The organism is Euzebyella marina, assembly GCF_014855515.1.
Lineage (GTDB): Bacteria > Bacteroidota > Bacteroidia > Flavobacteriales > Flavobacteriaceae > Euzebyella > Euzebyella marina.
On record NZ_JACYFK010000002.1, the window covers coordinates 869,840 to 888,211 of the forward strand.

General features: G+C 39.6%; 15 protein-coding genes. 5 read left to right on the top strand and 10 right to left on the bottom strand.

From position 1 onward, the window contains the following. Window positions 1-111 precede the first annotated feature (111 nt). Window positions 112-3,645 carry a PAS domain S-box protein gene (locus IL356_RS12655; RefSeq protein WP_162987876.1) on the bottom strand — a complete coding sequence of 1,178 codons (3,534 nt, stop codon included), beginning with the start codon at window positions 3,643-3,645 and terminating at the stop codon, window positions 112-114. Window positions 3,646-4,120: 475 nt separating this feature from the next. Between IL356_RS12655 and IL356_RS12660 the strand changes: the two genes are divergently transcribed. The 4 genes from IL356_RS12660 to IL356_RS12675 all read left to right on the top strand — a co-directional run bounded on the left by IL356_RS12660 (window position 4,121) and on the right by IL356_RS12675 (window position 6,253). After that, the gene (locus IL356_RS12660; RefSeq protein WP_121848652.1) at window positions 4,121-4,693 is read left to right on the top strand and encodes an RNA polymerase sigma factor; all 573 of its coding nucleotides are present in this window, start codon (window positions 4,121-4,123) and stop codon (window positions 4,691-4,693) included. 1 nt (window position 4,694) lies between these two features. Next, the gene (locus tag IL356_RS12665) at window positions 4,695-4,883 is read left to right on the top strand and encodes a hypothetical protein (protein WP_121848651.1); all 189 of its coding nucleotides are present in this window, start codon (window positions 4,695-4,697) and stop codon (window positions 4,881-4,883) included. A gap of 18 nt (window positions 4,884-4,901) precedes the next feature. After that, on the top strand, window positions 4,902-5,741 hold the full coding sequence (locus tag IL356_RS12670) for a mechanosensitive ion channel family protein (RefSeq protein ID WP_121848650.1): 840 nt from the start codon (window positions 4,902-4,904) through the stop codon (window positions 5,739-5,741). Window positions 5,742-5,830: 89 nt separating this feature from the next. Next, on the top strand, window positions 5,831-6,253 hold the full coding sequence (locus tag IL356_RS12675; protein WP_121848649.1) for a hypothetical protein: 423 nt from the start codon (window positions 5,831-5,833) through the stop codon (window positions 6,251-6,253). A 59-nt stretch (window positions 6,254-6,312) separates the two neighbouring features. Here the strand turns inward: IL356_RS12675 and IL356_RS12680 are convergent, their stop codons facing one another. The 9 genes from IL356_RS12680 to IL356_RS12720 form a co-directional block, all read right to left on the bottom strand. Continuing rightward, window positions 6,313-6,975 carry an SDR family NAD(P)-dependent oxidoreductase gene (locus IL356_RS12680; protein ID WP_121848648.1) on the bottom strand — a complete coding sequence of 221 codons (663 nt, stop codon included), beginning with the start codon at window positions 6,973-6,975 and terminating at the stop codon, window positions 6,313-6,315. A 108-nt stretch (window positions 6,976-7,083) separates the two neighbouring features. Then, window positions 7,084-7,971 carry a helix-turn-helix domain-containing protein gene (locus IL356_RS12685; RefSeq protein WP_121848647.1) on the bottom strand — a complete coding sequence of 296 codons (888 nt, stop codon included), beginning with the start codon at window positions 7,969-7,971 and terminating at the stop codon, window positions 7,084-7,086. Between the two features lie 72 nt (window positions 7,972-8,043). Next, window positions 8,044-9,513, bottom strand: a complete 1,470-nt coding sequence (locus tag IL356_RS12690) for an efflux transporter outer membrane subunit (RefSeq protein ID WP_121848646.1) — start codon at window positions 9,511-9,513, stop codon at window positions 8,044-8,046. Window positions 9,514-9,528: 15 nt separating this feature from the next. After that, window positions 9,529-12,699 (bottom strand): efflux RND transporter permease subunit, encoded by a 3,171-nt coding sequence (locus IL356_RS12695; RefSeq protein WP_121848645.1) that lies wholly within the window; start codon window positions 12,697-12,699, stop codon window positions 9,529-9,531. Between the two features lie 115 nt (window positions 12,700-12,814). Continuing rightward, window positions 12,815-14,029, bottom strand: a complete 1,215-nt coding sequence (locus IL356_RS12700) for an efflux RND transporter periplasmic adaptor subunit (protein ID WP_121848644.1) — start codon at window positions 14,027-14,029, stop codon at window positions 12,815-12,817. Between the two features lie 135 nt (window positions 14,030-14,164). Next, the gene (locus tag IL356_RS12705) at window positions 14,165-14,608 is read right to left on the bottom strand and encodes a hypothetical protein (RefSeq protein ID WP_162987875.1); all 444 of its coding nucleotides are present in this window, start codon (window positions 14,606-14,608) and stop codon (window positions 14,165-14,167) included. A gap of 308 nt (window positions 14,609-14,916) precedes the next feature. Continuing rightward, a complete protein-coding gene (locus IL356_RS12710; RefSeq protein WP_121848642.1) occupies window positions 14,917-15,183 on the bottom strand; it encodes a hypothetical protein in 267 nt (88 codons plus the stop codon). Between the two features lie 59 nt (window positions 15,184-15,242). Then, a complete protein-coding gene (locus IL356_RS12715; RefSeq protein ID WP_162987874.1) occupies window positions 15,243-15,401 on the bottom strand; it encodes a hypothetical protein in 159 nt (52 codons plus the stop codon). Between the two features lie 186 nt (window positions 15,402-15,587). Then, window positions 15,588-17,036, bottom strand: coding sequence for a BLUF domain-containing protein (locus IL356_RS12720; RefSeq protein ID WP_121848641.1), 1,449 nt, complete (start codon window positions 17,034-17,036; stop codon window positions 15,588-15,590). A 279-nt stretch (window positions 17,037-17,315) separates the two neighbouring features. Between IL356_RS12720 and IL356_RS12725 the strand changes: the two genes are divergently transcribed. Further along, a complete protein-coding gene (locus IL356_RS12725; protein ID WP_121848640.1) occupies window positions 17,316-18,362 on the top strand; it encodes a helix-turn-helix domain-containing protein in 1,047 nt (348 codons plus the stop codon). Window positions 18,363-18,372 lie beyond the last annotated feature (10 nt).

Consider the following 18,372-nt stretch of genomic DNA (forward strand, 5'->3'; position numbering starts at 1 on the left):
CTGATTTACAGAGATATTAAAAAACAGACGAGTACTTGTGAGAAAATTCTAGTTAACGGAATACCGTGAGCTTACTATTTCTCATTTTAAACATCACGGAATACCGTGACCCTAAACGGGCTTTTTGATGCCCAGCTTAGACATTTTATCGCGTAATGTACTGGGCTTTAACCCTAGAAGTTCGGAAGCTCCATCCTTACCGGAAATTTTCCAATGGCACTTTTCAAGTACTTGAAATATATGTTTACGCTGTACGGCATCTAAGGATAGTTCGGAATCTTTGATTGAGACCTTTGTCTTTTTTTCACCATTATCAAAACCGGGAATGACAAGAGTATCACCATTGGATAAGATAGAGGCCCGTTCGATTAGATTCTCAAGTTCGCGAATATTTCCTGGCCATGCGTAGGCTTTGAGTTTTTCCATGGCCTTGTCGGTCACGTATTGAATCTTTTTTGAATACTCTTTATTGAACTTATCTACAAAATGTTCTACCAATAGTGGAATGTCTTCTTTTCTATCCCTAAGAGCAGGAACCTGAATGGGAAATACGTTCAAACGAAAGTAGAGATCTTCACGAAACTGCTTTTTCTTTATTTCTTCTTGAAGGTTTCTATTGGTTGCAGCAATAACCCTCACATCTAATTTTTTCACACCGGTACCGCCAATCATTTCGATTTCACCCTCTTGCAAAAACCTTAAAATTTTTGGTTGCATATCAATTGGCAACTCCCCTATTTCATCTAAGAACAAAGTGCCCCCATCGGCCAATTCACATTTGCCGACCTTATCGGCAAAAGCACCTGTAAAAGATCCTTTTTTATGTCCAAAAAGTTCACTCTCTATCAACTCTCGCGGAATAGCTGAGCAATTTACCTTTATCAGCGGTTGATCGTTTCTTAGACCTATATTGTGAATGGCCCTGGCCAATAGCTCTTTGCCCGTGCCCGACTCGCCGAGTAAAAGCACGGTTGCATTGGTCTCGGCAACCTTTTCGACCTCGGAAAGAACGTTACTGAATTCCGCGCTGCCATATACCATTTCCTCAAAATTGAAAACTAAATCAAGTTCGTTTCTCAAGTATACATTTTCCTGCTCCAATTTGTTTCGAAGTTTTTGCAACTCTGTATTGGCCTTTGAAAGTTCCGAATTGCTTGCAATCAACTTATCCTCTGCCAATTTTCTCTCACTACTCTCGACCATTAACGACACGATACTGGCAATTGAAGTGGCAAACTCTTGCTCATCAGCTGTCCACTTACGATTACTATCCCCGACATGTTCAAAACAGATAATGCCGTAATAACCTTCGGCACTACTAATAAAAACATCCATTAGGGAACGGATATTACTCGGTTTTAAATAATCTGCGGTAAATCGCCTAGTAACGGGGTCTTCCCAAGCATCATCAATAAGAACGGTCCTGTTTTTTTCAAGGGCCTCAAAATATTCTGGGTTATCTTTTTTGCTCAAAATACCTCCCGCCGAATGCTGCCCTGAACTTAGGGTAAAAAGATGCTCACATTTAATGGTGTCTCTATCATCGTTCAAACTCCAGATACTTACTCTTTCCACATTCAAAGTGGTCGAGGCCAACTTGGTAATTTCGCTCAATGAATTTTTGAATCCCCCACCGACCAAACTGGCCAGTTTTAAAATAACATCTTTCTTTTTGGAGGATTTAATAGCACTGTCTTCTAAAATTTGTTGCGATCGGTATTCTTCAGAAATATCTTTCATAGTGCCAAAAAGTGCAATAACATCCCCTTTATCATCGGTTATATGGCCCGTTAGAAATGTGGCCTTAAAAACCTCACCACTTTTTTTAATGAAATCAAAATGAAAGGAAGGCGCCTCACCTGCCGCAACTTTTTCGTTCGTTCGGGCAATCTCTTCAAAATCTTCCGGCTTGGCAAACGGATAGGGTAATTCCATACCGACCAATTCCTCTTTCGAATACCCTAAAATCTTACAAGTAGAATCGTTCACCATGATTATCTTACCGGATAGATTCACAATAATCAGCCCCTCTTGCATTGACATGACCAAGCTATCTGTAAATTCTTTGGCCAGTCTCAGTTCATCTTCTGCTTTTTTGCGATCGGTGGTATCGATGATGGTCGCAAAATAGGTTTGACCGGTCATATCGGGATTGGTAAAACTTGATACCATCACGTCAACATTAAACCTGGTACCATCTTTCTTCATGTAAACGGTCTCAAAATTTTCGAGCTCTTTACCCTGGGCTATTTTCTCATGCCTTCGGTTCGACTCTTCTTCAATTTCAGGTGGTGAAAACGGATAAGGGCACGCTTTACCTAAAAGTTCTTTTTCCGTAAAGCCCGACATTTCACAAAAAGCAGGGTTCACTTTACTTATTTCTGTCTTCATGTTAAAGACCACCAAACCCTCTCGCATCGATTCTATTAGGGCTTCAGAGTATTCTTTTTGAGACCTTAGGTTCGATTCGGCACGCTTTAACTCGGTTACATCATGAATAATCCCAATCAAAAACCGCTTACCATTTTTATCGACAAATCGTGTCTTTTTCGTAGAGATCAATCTGGTTTCAGTACCCCGAACGGTTAGGCTTTCTAAATTCACATTTTCCAATCCGGTTTCTAATACCTCTCTATCGATTTTTAAGAAACTGTCTCTTTCGTCTTCATTAACATCTTCTGCTAGGGATTTTCCAATGATATCGGAGCGTTTGAGATTAAAAATGGAACAAAAGGCATCGTTTACAATCAATAACCTGCTTTCTGAATCTTTTACAAAAATGGGGTCACCAATGGTATTGATAAGGTTATCTAGGTAATTTTCGTTCTCCGAGAGCAATTGCTCAATCTTTTTCAGATGGGTAATATCGGAGTAATAAATGGTCAACCCATCAGGATATGGGTATGCGCGAACTTCGAACCATTTATCAAAGGGCTCGTAATAATCTTGTAACTGCTGTTTACTTTGTGTGGTAACCGCATTATAACAAAACCTGTAAAAGGCACTGCCTACCAAATCGGGAAACTCGTCCCAAATATTCTTACCTATAAGGTTTTCACCTTTAACCGCCAGCAATCGTTGGGCCGTGTCGTTAATGTAGGTGTATCTCCACTTTGTATCTAACGATAAGATACCGTCTGAAATATTGTTGAGCGTACGGTCCAAGACTCCAAGAAGGTTTTTGGATGTATATAACTCGATTGTTTTTCGCGTGTATTTCAAATTCTCGAGTATTTCACCCTTATTTCCTTTTAGCCTTGATTGCCCATGTAGATTATTCAATGGCTCTATCAAAACCAAACAGGCCATCGGACTTACCTGTGTGTTAAAAAGGGCGGACAGCGAAACGATAACAGGTATTACCACTTGATTCGTACTCTTATAGCTTGTTTCAAATTCTTCCGAAATACCCGAATTAAAGACTTTCTGTACGTGTTGAAGAAACTCAGCACTGCCTTTTGAAGTTCCGAAGGTTAGAGACGATTTACTATCTGTCAAATCCGGTCTTTCTGACCCCGATAGATGGCAAAATGCATCATTTGCTAAAAGCACATTTCCTTCACCATTTAAGATAATCAAAGGGTGTTGAACACTTTCAATATAAGTATCGGTAAAACCAAACTTATAGCGGAGTTCTCGAATCAATATGTCGTTTAAATTACTCGGCACGGTCGGGTGAAAAAAGAAATCTAATTAATAGTCGTGATTAATTACATCCTTACAGCAATTTTTTTTAACTCACATGTAATTAAGCACTTATAAAGTAAATAAAAAAATTATTTGGGTTAATACATGACTTAGGGTTTCAATATATTCTTAACGTAAATCTGATTTCCACCAATCTGTATTCTTACACTTTTTCTAAAATTCGGCATTTAAGTCATCTCTTATTCAAATTTGAACCGCTTGGTAATTCATAAATCACCTCTATTCAATTTGATAGAGTCCACCCAAAGAATGGATTTTAATTAATTTTGCCGGCCTTTTAAACAATTCGTAAGACACTGAATTCTAAATAATTAAAACCAAAACTCACTTTATTTGAAATTTTCCTTTCAAAAAAAGTGACTTAATGCACCTATCGGTGTCTAAATAAATAACAACCAAAAGTTCCCATGTTTTGAGCAAGTTCACATTACGCGATGCGATTTCCGATGAGGAACTGGTCAAAGAAGTTACTAAGACCAAAGATCCAGAAATTTTCGGTCAACTCTATGATAGATATGTCAGCAGAGTATACAACAAATGTTACGGTTTTTCAAGAACACCCGCTGAAGCTGAAGATTTGACCCAAGATGTATTTCTAATGCTCTATTTAAAGATCGGAAAGTTTAAAGGCTATTCAAAATTCAGCACTTGGCTCTACTCATTCGTATATAATTTCTGCGTTAATCACGTCAACAGAAATACCCAACGAAAAATGGCCGACCGAACCCGACATCTCGATGAGCGAGATGATGAAATCTTATTGAATGTTTCAGATCAGACCCTGCTTCAATTATCGGTAGAGCGGCTGAAGAAAGCAATGAATATCATTAGACCGGAAGATAAGGCGATGCTATTACTTAAATACCAAGACGATGCGAGCATAAAAGAATTGATGGCACTGATGAACCTTTCTGAAAGCGCTGTTAAAATGAGACTTAAACGGGCCAAAAGTAGAGTGGTTCAAGAATACAATAAAATCAAATGATATGAACAGTAACAATGCCTTTAAAAAATTGGAGGATAACGTCAGAAGCGTACCACCTGATATGCGGCAAAAAGTGATGAAAGATGTTGCAATGGCCAAACTACTAATGGATTTTACATTTTTCGTAACTGACAATTATCCCGCTGCACTCAAAAGGCTTTTCAGAACACTTGACAATAACGAAAACTAAACACTGACCAATTTATTTATGACAACAATCAACGAATGGAAAGATGTAACATTGGAATCTTTCAAATCAATGGGCGAAAAAATCGGTAATACCATTCCTAAGCTAATTGGGGTATTTTTCGTTCTTCTTATAGGATGGATCATTACCAAACTACTATTAGTTCTGCTCAAGAAGATTTTACTTCTAATAAAAATCGACAGCTTTGGAGAGAAATTCAACGAATTGGATATTCTTGAAGGAAATCAAATTCAAGTAAACATCTCAGAGGTGCTCTTAGGCTTCGCCAAGTGGGCCATCTATCTGATTTTTTTGACGGTTGCTGCCGATATTATGGATTGGAATATCGTTTCAACAGAAATAGGCAATCTATTGCGGTATTTGCCCAAGCTCTTTAGCGGAATTATTCTCTTCATCTTCGGAATTTATATAGCCACGCTAATCAAAAAGGCCATAAGTACGCTTTTTGGCTCAATGGGGCTCAATGGCGCCAAGTTTATCGGAACCATCATATTCTATCTAGTTGCGGTGTTCTTCACCATTTCAGCACTAAACCAAGTGGGTGTCGATACAACGATTATAACCAACAATGTTACAATGATAATGGGCGCTTTTCTCTTGGCCTTGGCATTGGGCTTTGGTTTCGGTTCGCGAGAAGTCATAAACATATTACTGCTCACCTTCTATACCCGCAAGAAATATGCAATTGGTGACTTGGTAGAAATTGATGGGCTTGAAGGTAAAATCGAGTCCCTAGACAATTTAAGCGTAACGCTTCAAATTAATGATGAAAGCGTAGTTCTGCCTATTAGAGAACTGGCCTATAAGAGAATTAAGATTAAACGGCGATTTGTTAGTTGATTATTGTCGCTTTGGAAGGGGTGGAATTGATGTCAGTGTTCCGCCCTTTCCTTTTTTACTTTTTCTAATTTCTCTCAACCAATTATTGAATGGCCCATATTGAATATGCCAAACTTTCAATGGAAAGAAAACCTATTGAAAGAACCATTTGTGAAATTCTTACCGCAGAGGTTAGAATCAATTTTAGCCCTCTTGTTATAGAAAAGCAGAAGCTTTTTAACTTACAATTATTTCTGGTCGATGCAATCGAGGGTTTTCCGGAAGCTTTTGCTTACACAGGGGAAAAACTGCAAAAATTCGGTGAGGCAGGCCTTTTGGTCTACAAAACTATTTTCTTGAAAGCTTTTAAGAATGGCATTACGGTGAAGAAAGACCTTTGCTTTAAGTCTGGAATACCGAAAAATGTGAACGGCGTTCGTTTGTATGCTGAAATATTTCCCGCATCGGGCGGTATTTCTAAATGGTCGAACAAATATTTCTTTGAAATCGAACTTGGCGGGTCGAAAGAATAAGTTTACCCGTCTTAATTAAAAAATAAACAGACTCAACTTTCGGGAAGAATTTAATGCCCTTACCTTTTGATCATAGACACAAATTCATCTTTTACCCCATCACAGATCATGACCGAATTATGGGTACAGTTTTTCATCGTAACAGGATCAAAACTATACATTTTAATTTTAGAAGGTTTAAATTCTTTGCATTGCAAGTGGGTAAACATATTCAATGCCGCTTTTGAGGTACAATAGGCAGTAAGGCTATAACCGGAATAGCAAAAACCATCATCTTTCATTTTACTGATATCACCTAATGAGCTGGTGATATTAATAATACGGGGGTCATCGCTTTTTTTCAACAAAGGTTTGAGTACCTGTATAACCCGTATTACCGAAAAGAAGTTAATTTCATAAACATCTTTAATATCATCGATGTGTATCTGGTCGATTTTATGACCAAAACCATTGACAATCTCGGCATTGTTGATTAACAAATCTAACTTACCATACGATTCACAAATTGTTTTTTCGAGTGTTGCCAAACTTTTCTCAGAAGTAAAATCGACTTCTATCAGTTCGTAATCAGGTTCAACCTCTCCATCCTCAAAAAGCTTTTTGTAACTACCTTTACAAGCGGCAAGTACCACTTGATAATGGTTGTCTTTAAGGATTTTCGCAAATTTCCTGCCCAATCCGTTACCAGCTTCCGTAACCACGGCAACATTCTTCTCATTCATTACAATCCATTTTAAAACATTTTACAAATTTAGTATATGGCTTTTCATAGTTAAAAACATTTGGTTTCTATTTAGTTAGTTGGTTATACGCACTCTCTTTTATTCACTTTACATTCTTCTGAATTGATTCGGTGTCACACCACTCAAATTCTTGAAGAACCTCGTAAAATGTGTTGGTTCTTGAAAATTCAGGCGATAGGCAATTTCAGCAATATCGAGCCCCGAATATTTTAATAGACTTTTACTTTCCATCAAAAGCCGTTCCTGAATAATATCTTTCGCACTTTTACCGGTCAATTTCTTGATGGTCGTGGTCAGGTAATTAGGTGTTATGTTCAATTCGTCTGCATAATCGCTTACGTTCTTCGTATCTACGTACATTTTATCGACCAATGCCTCAAATTTGTTCGCTATAATCTGTGACCGACTCAAATGGTTCTCCGTCGTTTTATGCCGTTCATAAATCGCCTTGCAATAATAAAGTAGAGATCCCAGCATACCCTCTAACATTTTTTCTTGATACGGATGCGGACTCTTAAATACCGAGTGCATTCTTTCTATATCAAAATTCAGCGATTCGTGCTCTTCTTTTGTCAACATCATCACACTATTCTCGGTCATCTTCAAGAACGGAAAATCTTTGTTAAGGTCAGGAAAAGTGTTGATCAAAAACTCTTTTCTGAACATTACATAAAAACCCGACATCTTTTCATCCCGCACCCACGAGAACACTTGACCCGGTACTACAAACCACAAGGGAAATTCTTCAAGCTCGAGTAAATCGGTATTCAGGTTGAGTTCGCTCGTACCCGTATAGTTCAGTAACCCGATTTGATAAAACCCTTGACGATAGGGCGGCATACACCTTCTTGCAGAAACCCCCATTTCTTCCACTTCAAACACATCGAAATTTGGGATGTGGCTTCTATGGGAAAAACCGATTGCCTCATGAAGGTCATTAGTATTTTCAAAAACTGGTATATCAGCCTTGCTCATAAATATTTGGATGGGTCGGTAGTACCGAAACTTAGTCTCTAACTACCGACACACCTTACACTGTTGGTTTTGTTAGTTGTCATCGGCCTTGGCCAAATGCATGGTTTCAAATTTAGTATTCAATTCTTCTTCAGAGATAATCTCCCATCCGCCTCCCAAGGCTTTATAAATGGCTATCAAAGAAGTGGCCGAAGAAATTTCGCTTAGGGCCAGGGCATTCTCGGCCTGAAGCAACACATTATCGGCATTAAGGTAATCTATAAAACTGTCCAATCCAGAATTAAAACGTTGCTTGGCAAAATCAGCGGCTTTGGCACTAGCCTCCGAAGAAATTCTCAATATTTCCCTTCTTTGCAGCTCTTTGGTATAATTGCTTAAAGAAGTCTTTATTTCCTCCAAGCCCTGTAAGACCGATTTCTCATATTGATTGATCGCTGCTATGGTCAAGGCATCGTTTCTATTGATTTGTTGCTTTACCCTACCTAGGTTAAATGCCGCCCAACTAATACTGGGCACCAATGACCAGGTGAAAGATGGCTTCTCGCCAAAATTTGCAAAATCTACCGCAGAAAAACCTACCGAACCACCAAATTCTATTTTTGGATATAGTTCCGCCACGGAAATATTGTAAGCTGCAATTCGAGTTTGAAGAGCGGCCTCCGACTGGCGAATATCGGGCCTTCTTCTTAGCATTTCACGAAGGTCACCTAAGGCGACCGTAGCTGGAAGACTTGGTAACGGTTTTTTATTGATCAACTCGTCATCTAAGTTACCAGGAACCTCACCAATCAAGACACTTATACCATTCTTTAAGGCCTCGATTCTAGCTTCCAACGGGGGAATACTGGCTCGGGTACTTTCGAGCTGGGCCAAGGCCCTGGAGACGTCAAGGCTATTACTCGTGCCGGCCTCGGACAATTTTACCGTAAGGTCGTATGTGTCTTTTTGGCCTTTCAAATTACGATTGGCGATATCCAACAAATATTGAGTGCCACGCAGTTGCATATAACTATTGGCCACCTCAGCAAATATACTGACATACATACCGTGCATATCTGCCAGTGCTAAATTGCTATTGGCGTAAGCACCTTTAATTCTATTGGTTACCCTACCAAAAAGGTCTGTTTCCCAAAAAGCATCAAAACTTGCGTTATACGTGCTATAAGTAGGGTTGCTACCTTGTACAAAAACGTTTTCACCTAATCGGGTGCGCGTATAATTACCGTTAGCGGTGACCGTAGGAAGCCTATCCAATCTATTTTCTTTTAAAAGAGCACGCGCAGCATTGTAATTGGCAACTGCCGAATTGATATCTAAATTATGCCTTCTTGCCTTTTCGATAAGGCTGTCAAGAATTGGGTCGTTGAACTCTGACCACCATTCTTTTGCAATACCAGATTGGGTAAAGGCCTTCTCGGTAATTTCTTCCTTTAGAAAATCATCGGTTACCTCTACTTGCGGCTGTACATTAAAATCACGTTTTGAAACACCACAAGAAACCAAAATGATTGCTATTGCTATTAATGTTATCGACTTTTTCATTACTGTTTTCTAGTTCTAGTTATGTTGATGTGCCAGTACTACTTTTTCTTGTGGAGCTCTTTTAGCGGACCATTTTCTGCCCAGATAATAGAATATCGGTGTCAAGAAAATACCGAACAAGGTTACCCCGAGCATTCCACTAAATACCGCAATACCTAACGACACTCTTAATTCCGCGCCCGCTCCGGTAGCAAGTGCCAATGGCACTACGCCAAGAATAAATGCCATTGCTGTCATTAAAATCGGGCGTAACCTTAGTTTCGAAGCCTCTATCACCGCCGTTTTCAAATCTTCACCCTGATCTTCTAACTGTTTGGCAAATTCAACGATAAGAATCGCATTCTTACTCGCCAAACCAACCAGTACCACCAAACCGATCTGTACCATGATATTATTGTCAAGACCCGCCAAATCGACCCCTATCATGGCCGAAAGCAATACCATAGGAACGATGAATATCACTGCAAGTGGCAATACCAAACTTTCGAATTGGGCCGCCAACAAGAGAAAAACAAACACTACGGCCAATAAAAATGCAATGCCCGCTGTGTTGCCCGCTTCCCGTTCTTGGTAGGCAATTTCCGTCCATTGAAAAGATATACCCTGCGGAAGTATTTCCGCTGCCAATTCTTCCATTCTATCCAATCCTTCACCAGAACTATAGCCGGGTGCAAAATCACCGTTCAATGAAGCCGAGGGATAAAGGTTGAACCTTGGTATTCTTGAAGGCCCCGCAATGTCTTTCTGTTGCGATACCGTACCTAAAGGAACCATCTCTCCCTTCTTATTGCGCACCTTGATCCTAGAAATATCATCGGGGGTCAACCTATTGGGTGCGTCTGCCTGTGCTGTCACCTGAAAAGTTCTTCCTAAATAATTGAATTCGTTCACAAAGGCCGAACCCATATAAATCTCCAACGACTGAAATATTTGGCCTACATCGATACCCAATTTCTCGGCTTTCACCCGATCCACATCCAAGAACAATTGTGGTGTTTGGTTATTAAAAAAGCTAAATACGTTACTCAGTATCGGGTCTTGATTAGCTGCCATCGCCAATTCGTTCGTCGCTTTCAGCAGTTCATCGGTACCCAAGTTGGCCCTATCCTGCACCATCATACGAAAGCCTCCGGCGTTACCGATACCCCGAACTGATGGGGGCGGAATAACTAGAACAATGGCATCATCGACTTGGGCGAATTTGGCCCTTACCGTTCCTAAAAGTTCTTCGTAACCTAGCCCTTTCTCATTACGGAGATTAAAATCTTCCAAGGTCAAGAAAACGGCCGCAGCATTGGATGCGTTGGTAAATGAGGCCGCATCGAAACCTGTAAATGACACTGCATTTTCCACTCCATCGATATCCAATCCTAAATCAAGCACCTCGCGTACTACCTTATCCGTTCTGGTAAGTGAAGATCCCGGCGGAAGCTGTACGATGGTAATAAAGTACTGCTGGTCCATAGCCGGAATGAATCCCTGTGACACCCTGTTGAATTCAAAGCCCGTAATGGCAATCAATCCGAAATAAACCACCATGACCATCATACCGGTTCTTACCAGTTTCTGAACCGCTTTACCATATCGCTCCGATAGCTTATCCATAAAGCTATTGAAACGATTACCTATGAATACAAAGGGCCTTAAAATAACATGCGTTTTCTTGGTACTCGACTTTTCTTCATGCTTCATTAGTAGCGCGGCCATGGCCGGACTAAATGTTAATGAAACGAAGACCGAAATGGCCGTGGCCACGGCAATGGTCATACCAAACTGTTTATAGAACTGGCCCGAAATACCTTCTAAGAATGCCGTTGGAATGAATACTGCAATCAATACCAAGCCAATGGCAACAAGGGCTCCCCCTACTTCATCCATCGTCTTGAAAGCCGCCTCTTTAGGAGATAGCCCTTTTGCCAGATACCGCTCCATATTTTCTACAACCACAATGGCATCATCGACCACAATACCAATGGCAAGCACCAAACCAAAAAGGGTAAGGTTGTTCAAAGAGAACCCAATGGCCTGCATAACCGCAAAGGTACCGATGAGCGACACAGGTATGGCCAGAATGGGGATGATAGCTGCCCTCCATGATTGAAGGAATAATAAAATCACCAAGACCACCAAAATTACCGCTTCGAATATCGTGTGATATACCTCATCAACCGATTTTTGAATAAACTCGGTTGGATTATATGCTATTTTATACTCTAGGTCTTTAGGAAAGTTCTTCGCAAGATCTTCCATTTTATCCTGTATTTGAGATGCCGTTTCCAGGGCATTTCCTCCAGGCTGTTGAAAAATGGGCATTGCAATTGCCGGGTCTTTTCCTAAATATCCCTTAGTCGCGTAATTCTGTGCACCAAGCTCTACCCGACCGATATCTTTAAGCCTTACGATTCGTCCGTCATCGCTAGATTTGATGATTACATTTTCGAACTGTTCGGTCGAGACCAGTTTACCCTGTGTCTGTATATTGACTTCAAAAGCAGACTGGCTTCCAGAAGGCAGGGTGTTGAGCGTACCACTAGCAATCTGAACGTTCTGTGCCCGCAAGGCACTTACCACCTCCCCGGCCGTAATATCGAGTGTCGCAATTTTATCAGGATTCAACCATATACGCATAGCATATTCCGCAGCACCGAATATTTGAATATCACCTACCCCTTTTATTCGGGCAAGTTCATCTTTCAATTGAAGTACCGCATAGTTACCCATATAAATTTGGTCATAGGTCTTATTTGGTGAATACATATTGACCACCATCAACATATCAGGTGATATCTTTTTAGTGGTTATACCTAATCTTTTCACCGATTCGGGCAACCTTGGTTCTGCAATGGCTACCCTGTTCTGTACCTGAACTTGGGCTTTGTCAAGGTCAGTGCCCAATTTAAAGGCAACTTGTAACACCACTCGCCCATCGGCCGATGATTGCGAAGTCATGTAAATCATGTCTTCTACTCCGTTGATTTCTTTTTCCAACGGGGCAGCTACACTCTCTGAAAGGGTTTGCGCATTCGCCCCAGGATAAACCGCCACTACTTCTATGGTCGGTGGTGCCACATCAGGAAACTGCGATATCGGCAAAGAGACATAAGCCAAACCACCCACAATCAAAATGAGTACACTAAGTACGGCAGCGAAAATGGGCCTTTTAATAAATATATGGCTGAACTTCATTTTTGGTTTCTGTTTTGAGAATGAGACTCCCGGTACCTATCCGAACACCTAATATTTTTAGATATTCGGATGGTATGAGAAGTTCCCTAATTTTAAATACTCTAGATTCTTAAGATTAATGGGCCTGTGCTACCTCTGTCAAATTATTGGTTTCGCCTTCAATGGCTACTTGTGATGGATTTACCACCATACCTGGCCTAATCTTCTGGATATTGTTCACAATTACCTTGTCTTCCGAAGAAATTCCGTCTCTAATAATTCTTAATCCGTTTGAGTGCAAGGGACCTAATGTCACAGTCTTGCTGACCACTTTATTATCTTCCGATAAGGTGTAAACAAATCGCATCGACTGATTGGTACCTATAACTTCATCAGGTATCATCAAGGCTTCATGTTCGGCACTTCCTAACAGGCGAGCCTTACCGAACATACCCGGTTCTAACAGATGGTCTTTGTTTTCAAGCACTGCCCTACTTTCAATGGTTCCCGAATTGTTATCGATTTCATTATCAACAAAATCCATGGTGGCTTCGTGAACAAATTCATCTTCGTCAAGCAATTGTATAAAGACAGGAATTCCCTCTGAACGGGCTTCGCCACGCTCACCGTTTCGGGCCAATCGTACATACTTCAAATAATCGGACTCACTTCCGGTAAAATAAAAGTGGATAGGACTAGTTGCCACTATGGTGGTCAGCAAGGTTGAGTTGGCACTACCACCATCGACAATATTACCCTCATTGACCCTGTCTCTACTGACCAATCCCGAAATTGGCGCTTTAACCTCAGTAAACTCGAGATTCAGTTTGGCATTGTTCACTTTTGCCTGTGCCAATTGAATGCTTGCCTCGGCATGAACCAAAGCTTGCTTTCTTCGGTCGTATTCCTCTATGGATAAAGCTCCTGTTTCTCTTAAAGATTCCACCCTTTCAAAATTATCTTGTGCTGTTTTAAGGGAAGCCAATGCTTGTGCATAGTTGGCTTCGGCCTCATCTAAAGCTATCTTGAACGGTCTCTGATCGATAACAAAAAGGGTCTGCCCCTTTTTCACATGTTCCCCATCTTGAAAATTCACTTTTTCAAGAAAGCCGCTTACGCGGGCGCGTACCTCTACCCTACTGCTGGCCTCGAACCTTCCGGTATATTCATCCCATTCGGTAATTCTTTCATAAACGGGCGTTGCTATTTCGACAGGCAAAGAAGCCATAGCCGCAGGCTGTTCTTGTTTTTCTTCCTCACTAGTGGTAAAAGCGAGTATAATTACTGCAATCAATAAACCTACAACCCCAAAGGCAAGGTTTCTATTGGTATTAAAATTTAGTTTTATCATGACTTTTAAAATTGATTCTTGTTTTCGTTAGCAAAATTATATGGGCGTTGCCCGTTATCGGTAACCATAATAGTTTCATAAATGACCAAAATCTTAACTCTCTATTTTATGGTTCTGGCTAGTGCTTTAAATAGTTTAATCCCATCCACCTAAAACTACCAGTCCATCTAAATATCCGTTTAGCGTGGTCAATCTCATAGTGTTATAAATTCCTGAAACGGTACCGGGTTCTAAAGAGTCTATATAGTGCAAATGCTTTTGTGCGAAGTATTTTACAAACGCATCTTTATCATCAGACTTTCTTGCTGCTTTTTTAAAGTGTTTTAGTATCTGTGTCTTTGCAATGGTCGTATCTGGAAAATAATAGACCTTATTCGTTAGCTTAGATTTTCTCAATTCATAGCGGTATTTGAAATCATCATCAAAAGCGATATAATTTGAGAATTGATCAAAGGCCTTTTCACTTTCCTCTTGACTGGATACGATTACCTCATCTAAATGAATGACCTTCTCTTGGGCACTTATAATGCTGCTTGACATTACTAAAAGTGCTATACTTACAAGTTTTAAAATTTTCATAGTGATGCTCTTTTGTGTGATTAGCTGTTTTAACGACACAAAATTACATGACGACCATGGCCAAAGAGCAACCAAAAAAAAGGGTTAAATGACCAATATCTAAGATTGGACATAAAACCTCATTAAAAATGGTCTATTTATATAAGTGGTAAAGCGTTAGGAAGGTTTGAATTGTAGACCTTAAAAAGAAGAGTTCAATAGAGGTAGTTACCTACTTTTATCGAACAGAAGCTACTGATTTAAAGGAAGTAGTTGATTTTGAATTAACGAAAGAGACCAAGTACAAGTACCAGCTATAAAACTCTTTTTCAGCTGATCACAGCATTTTTCTTAAGAAGCAAGATAATCTTTAGAAGAAGCTCTGAAAAAAGAAGAGCAAATTCATCGATAGATTCGACATTTATAGAGTTCTTAAGTCTACCCAAATACATATCCATTTCTATCTTGGTAGAAGGGTCTTCCAAGCCAAAACTGTTTAAATTGGAACTTAGCAAGCGGTAAGCGCCCTCAGCATGCTCACGATTATAAATGTCTGACTGGTATTCTTTCAACTGTTCTAGAACCTTCTTCATCATATACCCTTAAGATATTTTATTTCGAAACTGTAAAATGGTTTGGTGTTCTAAAAAAAAAATCAGAATCGGTCTTCAGAGTTGGCATGCGCGTAAGCATTTAACTCGATTTGATATGAAATCTTGTCATCACCATCCGTTCTATTTCGTTCCGTAAACTTCTGAGCGTACTGGGACAAAGCTTCAAGAAAACTATGATTTATTTTTAAATTGGCATCCATTATCTACTGATTTGACAGCAAAATGCCAATTAATTGAAAACAAGTGAAAATAATGTTGTCAAAATCTAACAATCTGTTACGAAAACGTTTTCGTAAGAGGTCTAGCAAAATAGTTTCTGCTCACAGGAAGTACCATCATTCCATTATTCAAGAAAATAGTCCTGCTGAAATAAAAGGAAAGGGATTCTAACCTTCAACCTGTACCCTAATACGATCACGTATACGCTGCCAGAACTGCAAATCTTTAATGGCGGTTTTAGAATCTGTATTCAAGATGGTTTTCATGTCAATTCCCAAATCCTTGGAAGCATCATCGTTACTGAACCTCTTTCTATCACTGATCAGTATCAACCCCCAATCATCAAAAATGCGGTCTTTTCTAGGGCCTTTCCAAAGAACTTCGACCTCGTCATGCCGCGAATCTTCGCCAATTAAGTCAAATAGCTCCAATACCTTCTTTTTGGGGCCTTCTATTAATTGAAAGAAATCATCACCATAATGTATCAAGCAGCCCGTTACCGAAATTATTTTGTTGTTACGGTCTGATTTCTTGACCAGTTCGGCCACCTCTGTATCTGAAAGATATAATTTGGCCTTTGACTTGTAGGTGAGCTCGAAGGTCCAATCTGATTGCTCAAAAGAAGAACGATAGTCTCTGGGCAACATGCCATATTTTTCTACAAAAATCTTTGAAAAATAACTTTTGCTGTTCAACCCTACTTCATCACAAACATTCGAAATGGGTATATTAGTAGTTTCCAAAAGTTCCTTCGCCTTCTCCAAACGCATATTTTTCACACATTCTGCCACGCTTTGGTTAAAGAGATACCTAAAAGCCTCCTGCAATTTTCTGGGATAGATTCCGCTCTTGTGCGCCAACTCTTTAACTGTGTGGGGTCTGGCGATATTTTTAGAAATATAGGTACAAAGGTGTACCACTCTTTCCAACTCGTTATCGGAGATATCTTGATGTTTTGCCGACCCGTTCAGCCCATCATGATCATCTAACTGTGCAGCTAAGGTGGCATAGGTTGCCGATTCGGTAATCAATTTACCCGCCAAATCAGTTCTTCGGTTTTCAATTAAGATTTTGGCGTGCTTTCCTATCGGGTTTTTAAGTCCGCCAATGAAACGGTAAGAGTCGCCATGTTCCATTTTTAAGACAATATCCCTCATTATAGAACTTACATTGCCTTTCGAATTGTTAGCTTTGACATTCAGTTTTTCCCTCAATAGAACAATGACCGAAATACGTAATTTGACCGAAGCGGGCAAGGTCAACGTATGCTCTTCTAGGTCGGAAGTAAGACTGATCAAATTTCTACCCTCTGAAACTATTTTCTCTCGTGAACCCGATTCGTACCTGTGCCGATAACTGCCTTCAAGGCAATAAATAAGATATAACGGAGAGAATTCGTTCTTCGTCAGTGATAAGACCAATTCATCGCGCAACTCGATATTATAGGTACGCACGATGATACCAGGGAACAGTTCATAAAGGTTAATATAACCCTTGCCGTTTTCGTTATCTAAAATGAGGGAAGATGCCCCGACACCCTCTTTAAAATCACCTCCTAAAGCAAGCGCCAACTTGCGCAAATGCTTAGAAGGGCATTCTTCATTTATTTTAAACATTTAATATAGTGTAGTAAAAGCTCTGGGGACAAACTAACTGGAAAGCTCAAAAAAGGAATGACAAATTTGGGTAAAAAATTAACATTTTACGCACAAACTGCCGTATGCCAATGATTTTCAAGATTGAATATCGATATTGGCCCTGCAATCATTGAAAATTTTAAATTTTTCAAAACAATGCTAAATTGCGAAATCAACCGAGCGGGCCTCATTATAGGCCAAGGATAAATTTCTTGTTTATCCGTAAAAAACCATACGAACTAACTGTTTGCGAATAAAATGAAAAGTATAAAGGTCAAATCACTTCCCTTGGGGGATGTTATTAAAAATATTGCATCAGAACTGAATACCGTATTTACCGAACATTGCGAAGAATACGTTTTAAAAATTCCGGACGAATATGGTAAAGGAGAAATTAGGGGAATCAACTTTGAAGGAGGCCTTGGCATTCTTCTCTACGACTGTCAATTTCTAGAAGACCTAGAGATTCAGTTTGTAGTAAACGAAGTACACCCTCTAAAATTTCTCTATTGTATTGAGGGCGAGCTTTTGCACCGGTTTGAAAACGATACCGTTGAACACAACATTAAACAGTTTCAAGAAGCAATAGTTGCCAGTGAAAAGCACAATGGACACATTCTGCGCTTCAAGAAAAATGTAAAGTCGAAGGTCAATAGCCTAGAAATTTCACGAAACACTTTTAGAAATAAAATTTCTTGCAACCTTAAGAGTGTAGACAAGAAACTAAATGATCTTTTTAGCGATACATTGGCCAAAAAGACCTTTTATCACGAAGGTTTTTACAGCCTGCAACTCTCGAATATTTTCGACGAGATGAAAAATTTTAAAGAGGAAGATTTCATAAGAAAGCTTTATTTAGAGGGAAAGGCCTACGAAATGCTCACCAAGCAAATTCTGCTTTATCACGATGACCTTAACGATTTGAACAAAACAGTTTTATTAAGACAATCTGAAATTAGACAAATCAAATCGGCGGTTGCCATAATCGAAGATGAAATTGCTAAGCTTGACAAAATCGATATCATCGCTTCTCGTGTTGGTCTTAACGTAAATAAAATGCAAGAAGGTTTTCAATATTTGTTCAGTAAAACGGTAAACGCCTATATTCAAGACTATCGGTTCAAAAAAATGCAAGAACTTCTGACCAATAGTGACCTTAGCATCTCTGAAATAGGCGATTTGGTCGGTCTTTCTAGCAAAAGTTATATCTCAAAAGTCTTTAAAGATAAGACCGGTACCACACCCAATCAATTTAGAAAAGATTATAAAGAATCAATGACCAAATTGAGGAAAAAGAATCTATAGTCGCCAATTC

Coding starts and splice junctions, on each gene's coding strand:
- IL356_RS12715 (WP_162987874.1), bottom strand. CDS start 15,401: ATGGATGCCAATTTAAAAATAAATCATAGTTTTCTTGAAGCTTTGTCC.
- IL356_RS12705 (WP_162987875.1), bottom strand. CDS start 14,608: ATGAAAATTTTAAAACTTGTAAGTATAGCACTTTTAGTAATGTCAAGC.
- IL356_RS12700 (WP_121848644.1), bottom strand. CDS start 14,029: ATGATAAAACTAAATTTTAATACCAATAGAAACCTTGCCTTTGGGGTT.
- IL356_RS12710 (WP_121848642.1), bottom strand. CDS start 15,183: ATGATGAAGAAGGTTCTAGAACAGTTGAAAGAATACCAGTCAGACATT.
- IL356_RS12695 (WP_121848645.1), bottom strand. CDS start 12,699: ATGAAGTTCAGCCATATATTTATTAAAAGGCCCATTTTCGCTGCCGTA.
- IL356_RS12725 (WP_121848640.1), top strand. CDS start 17,316: ATGAAAAGTATAAAGGTCAAATCACTTCCCTTGGGGGATGTTATTAAA.
- IL356_RS12675 (WP_121848649.1), top strand. CDS start 5,831: ATGGCCCATATTGAATATGCCAAACTTTCAATGGAAAGAAAACCTATT.
- IL356_RS12680 (WP_121848648.1), bottom strand. CDS start 6,975: ATGAATGAGAAGAATGTTGCCGTGGTTACGGAAGCTGGTAACGGATTG.
- IL356_RS12670 (WP_121848650.1), top strand. CDS start 4,902: ATGACAACAATCAACGAATGGAAAGATGTAACATTGGAATCTTTCAAA.
- IL356_RS12720 (WP_121848641.1), bottom strand. CDS start 17,036: ATGTTTAAAATAAATGAAGAATGCCCTTCTAAGCATTTGCGCAAGTTG.
- IL356_RS12685 (WP_121848647.1), bottom strand. CDS start 7,971: ATGAGCAAGGCTGATATACCAGTTTTTGAAAATACTAATGACCTTCAT.
- IL356_RS12690 (WP_121848646.1), bottom strand. CDS start 9,513: ATGAAAAAGTCGATAACATTAATAGCAATAGCAATCATTTTGGTTTCT.
- IL356_RS12665 (WP_121848651.1), top strand. CDS start 4,695: ATGAACAGTAACAATGCCTTTAAAAAATTGGAGGATAACGTCAGAAGC.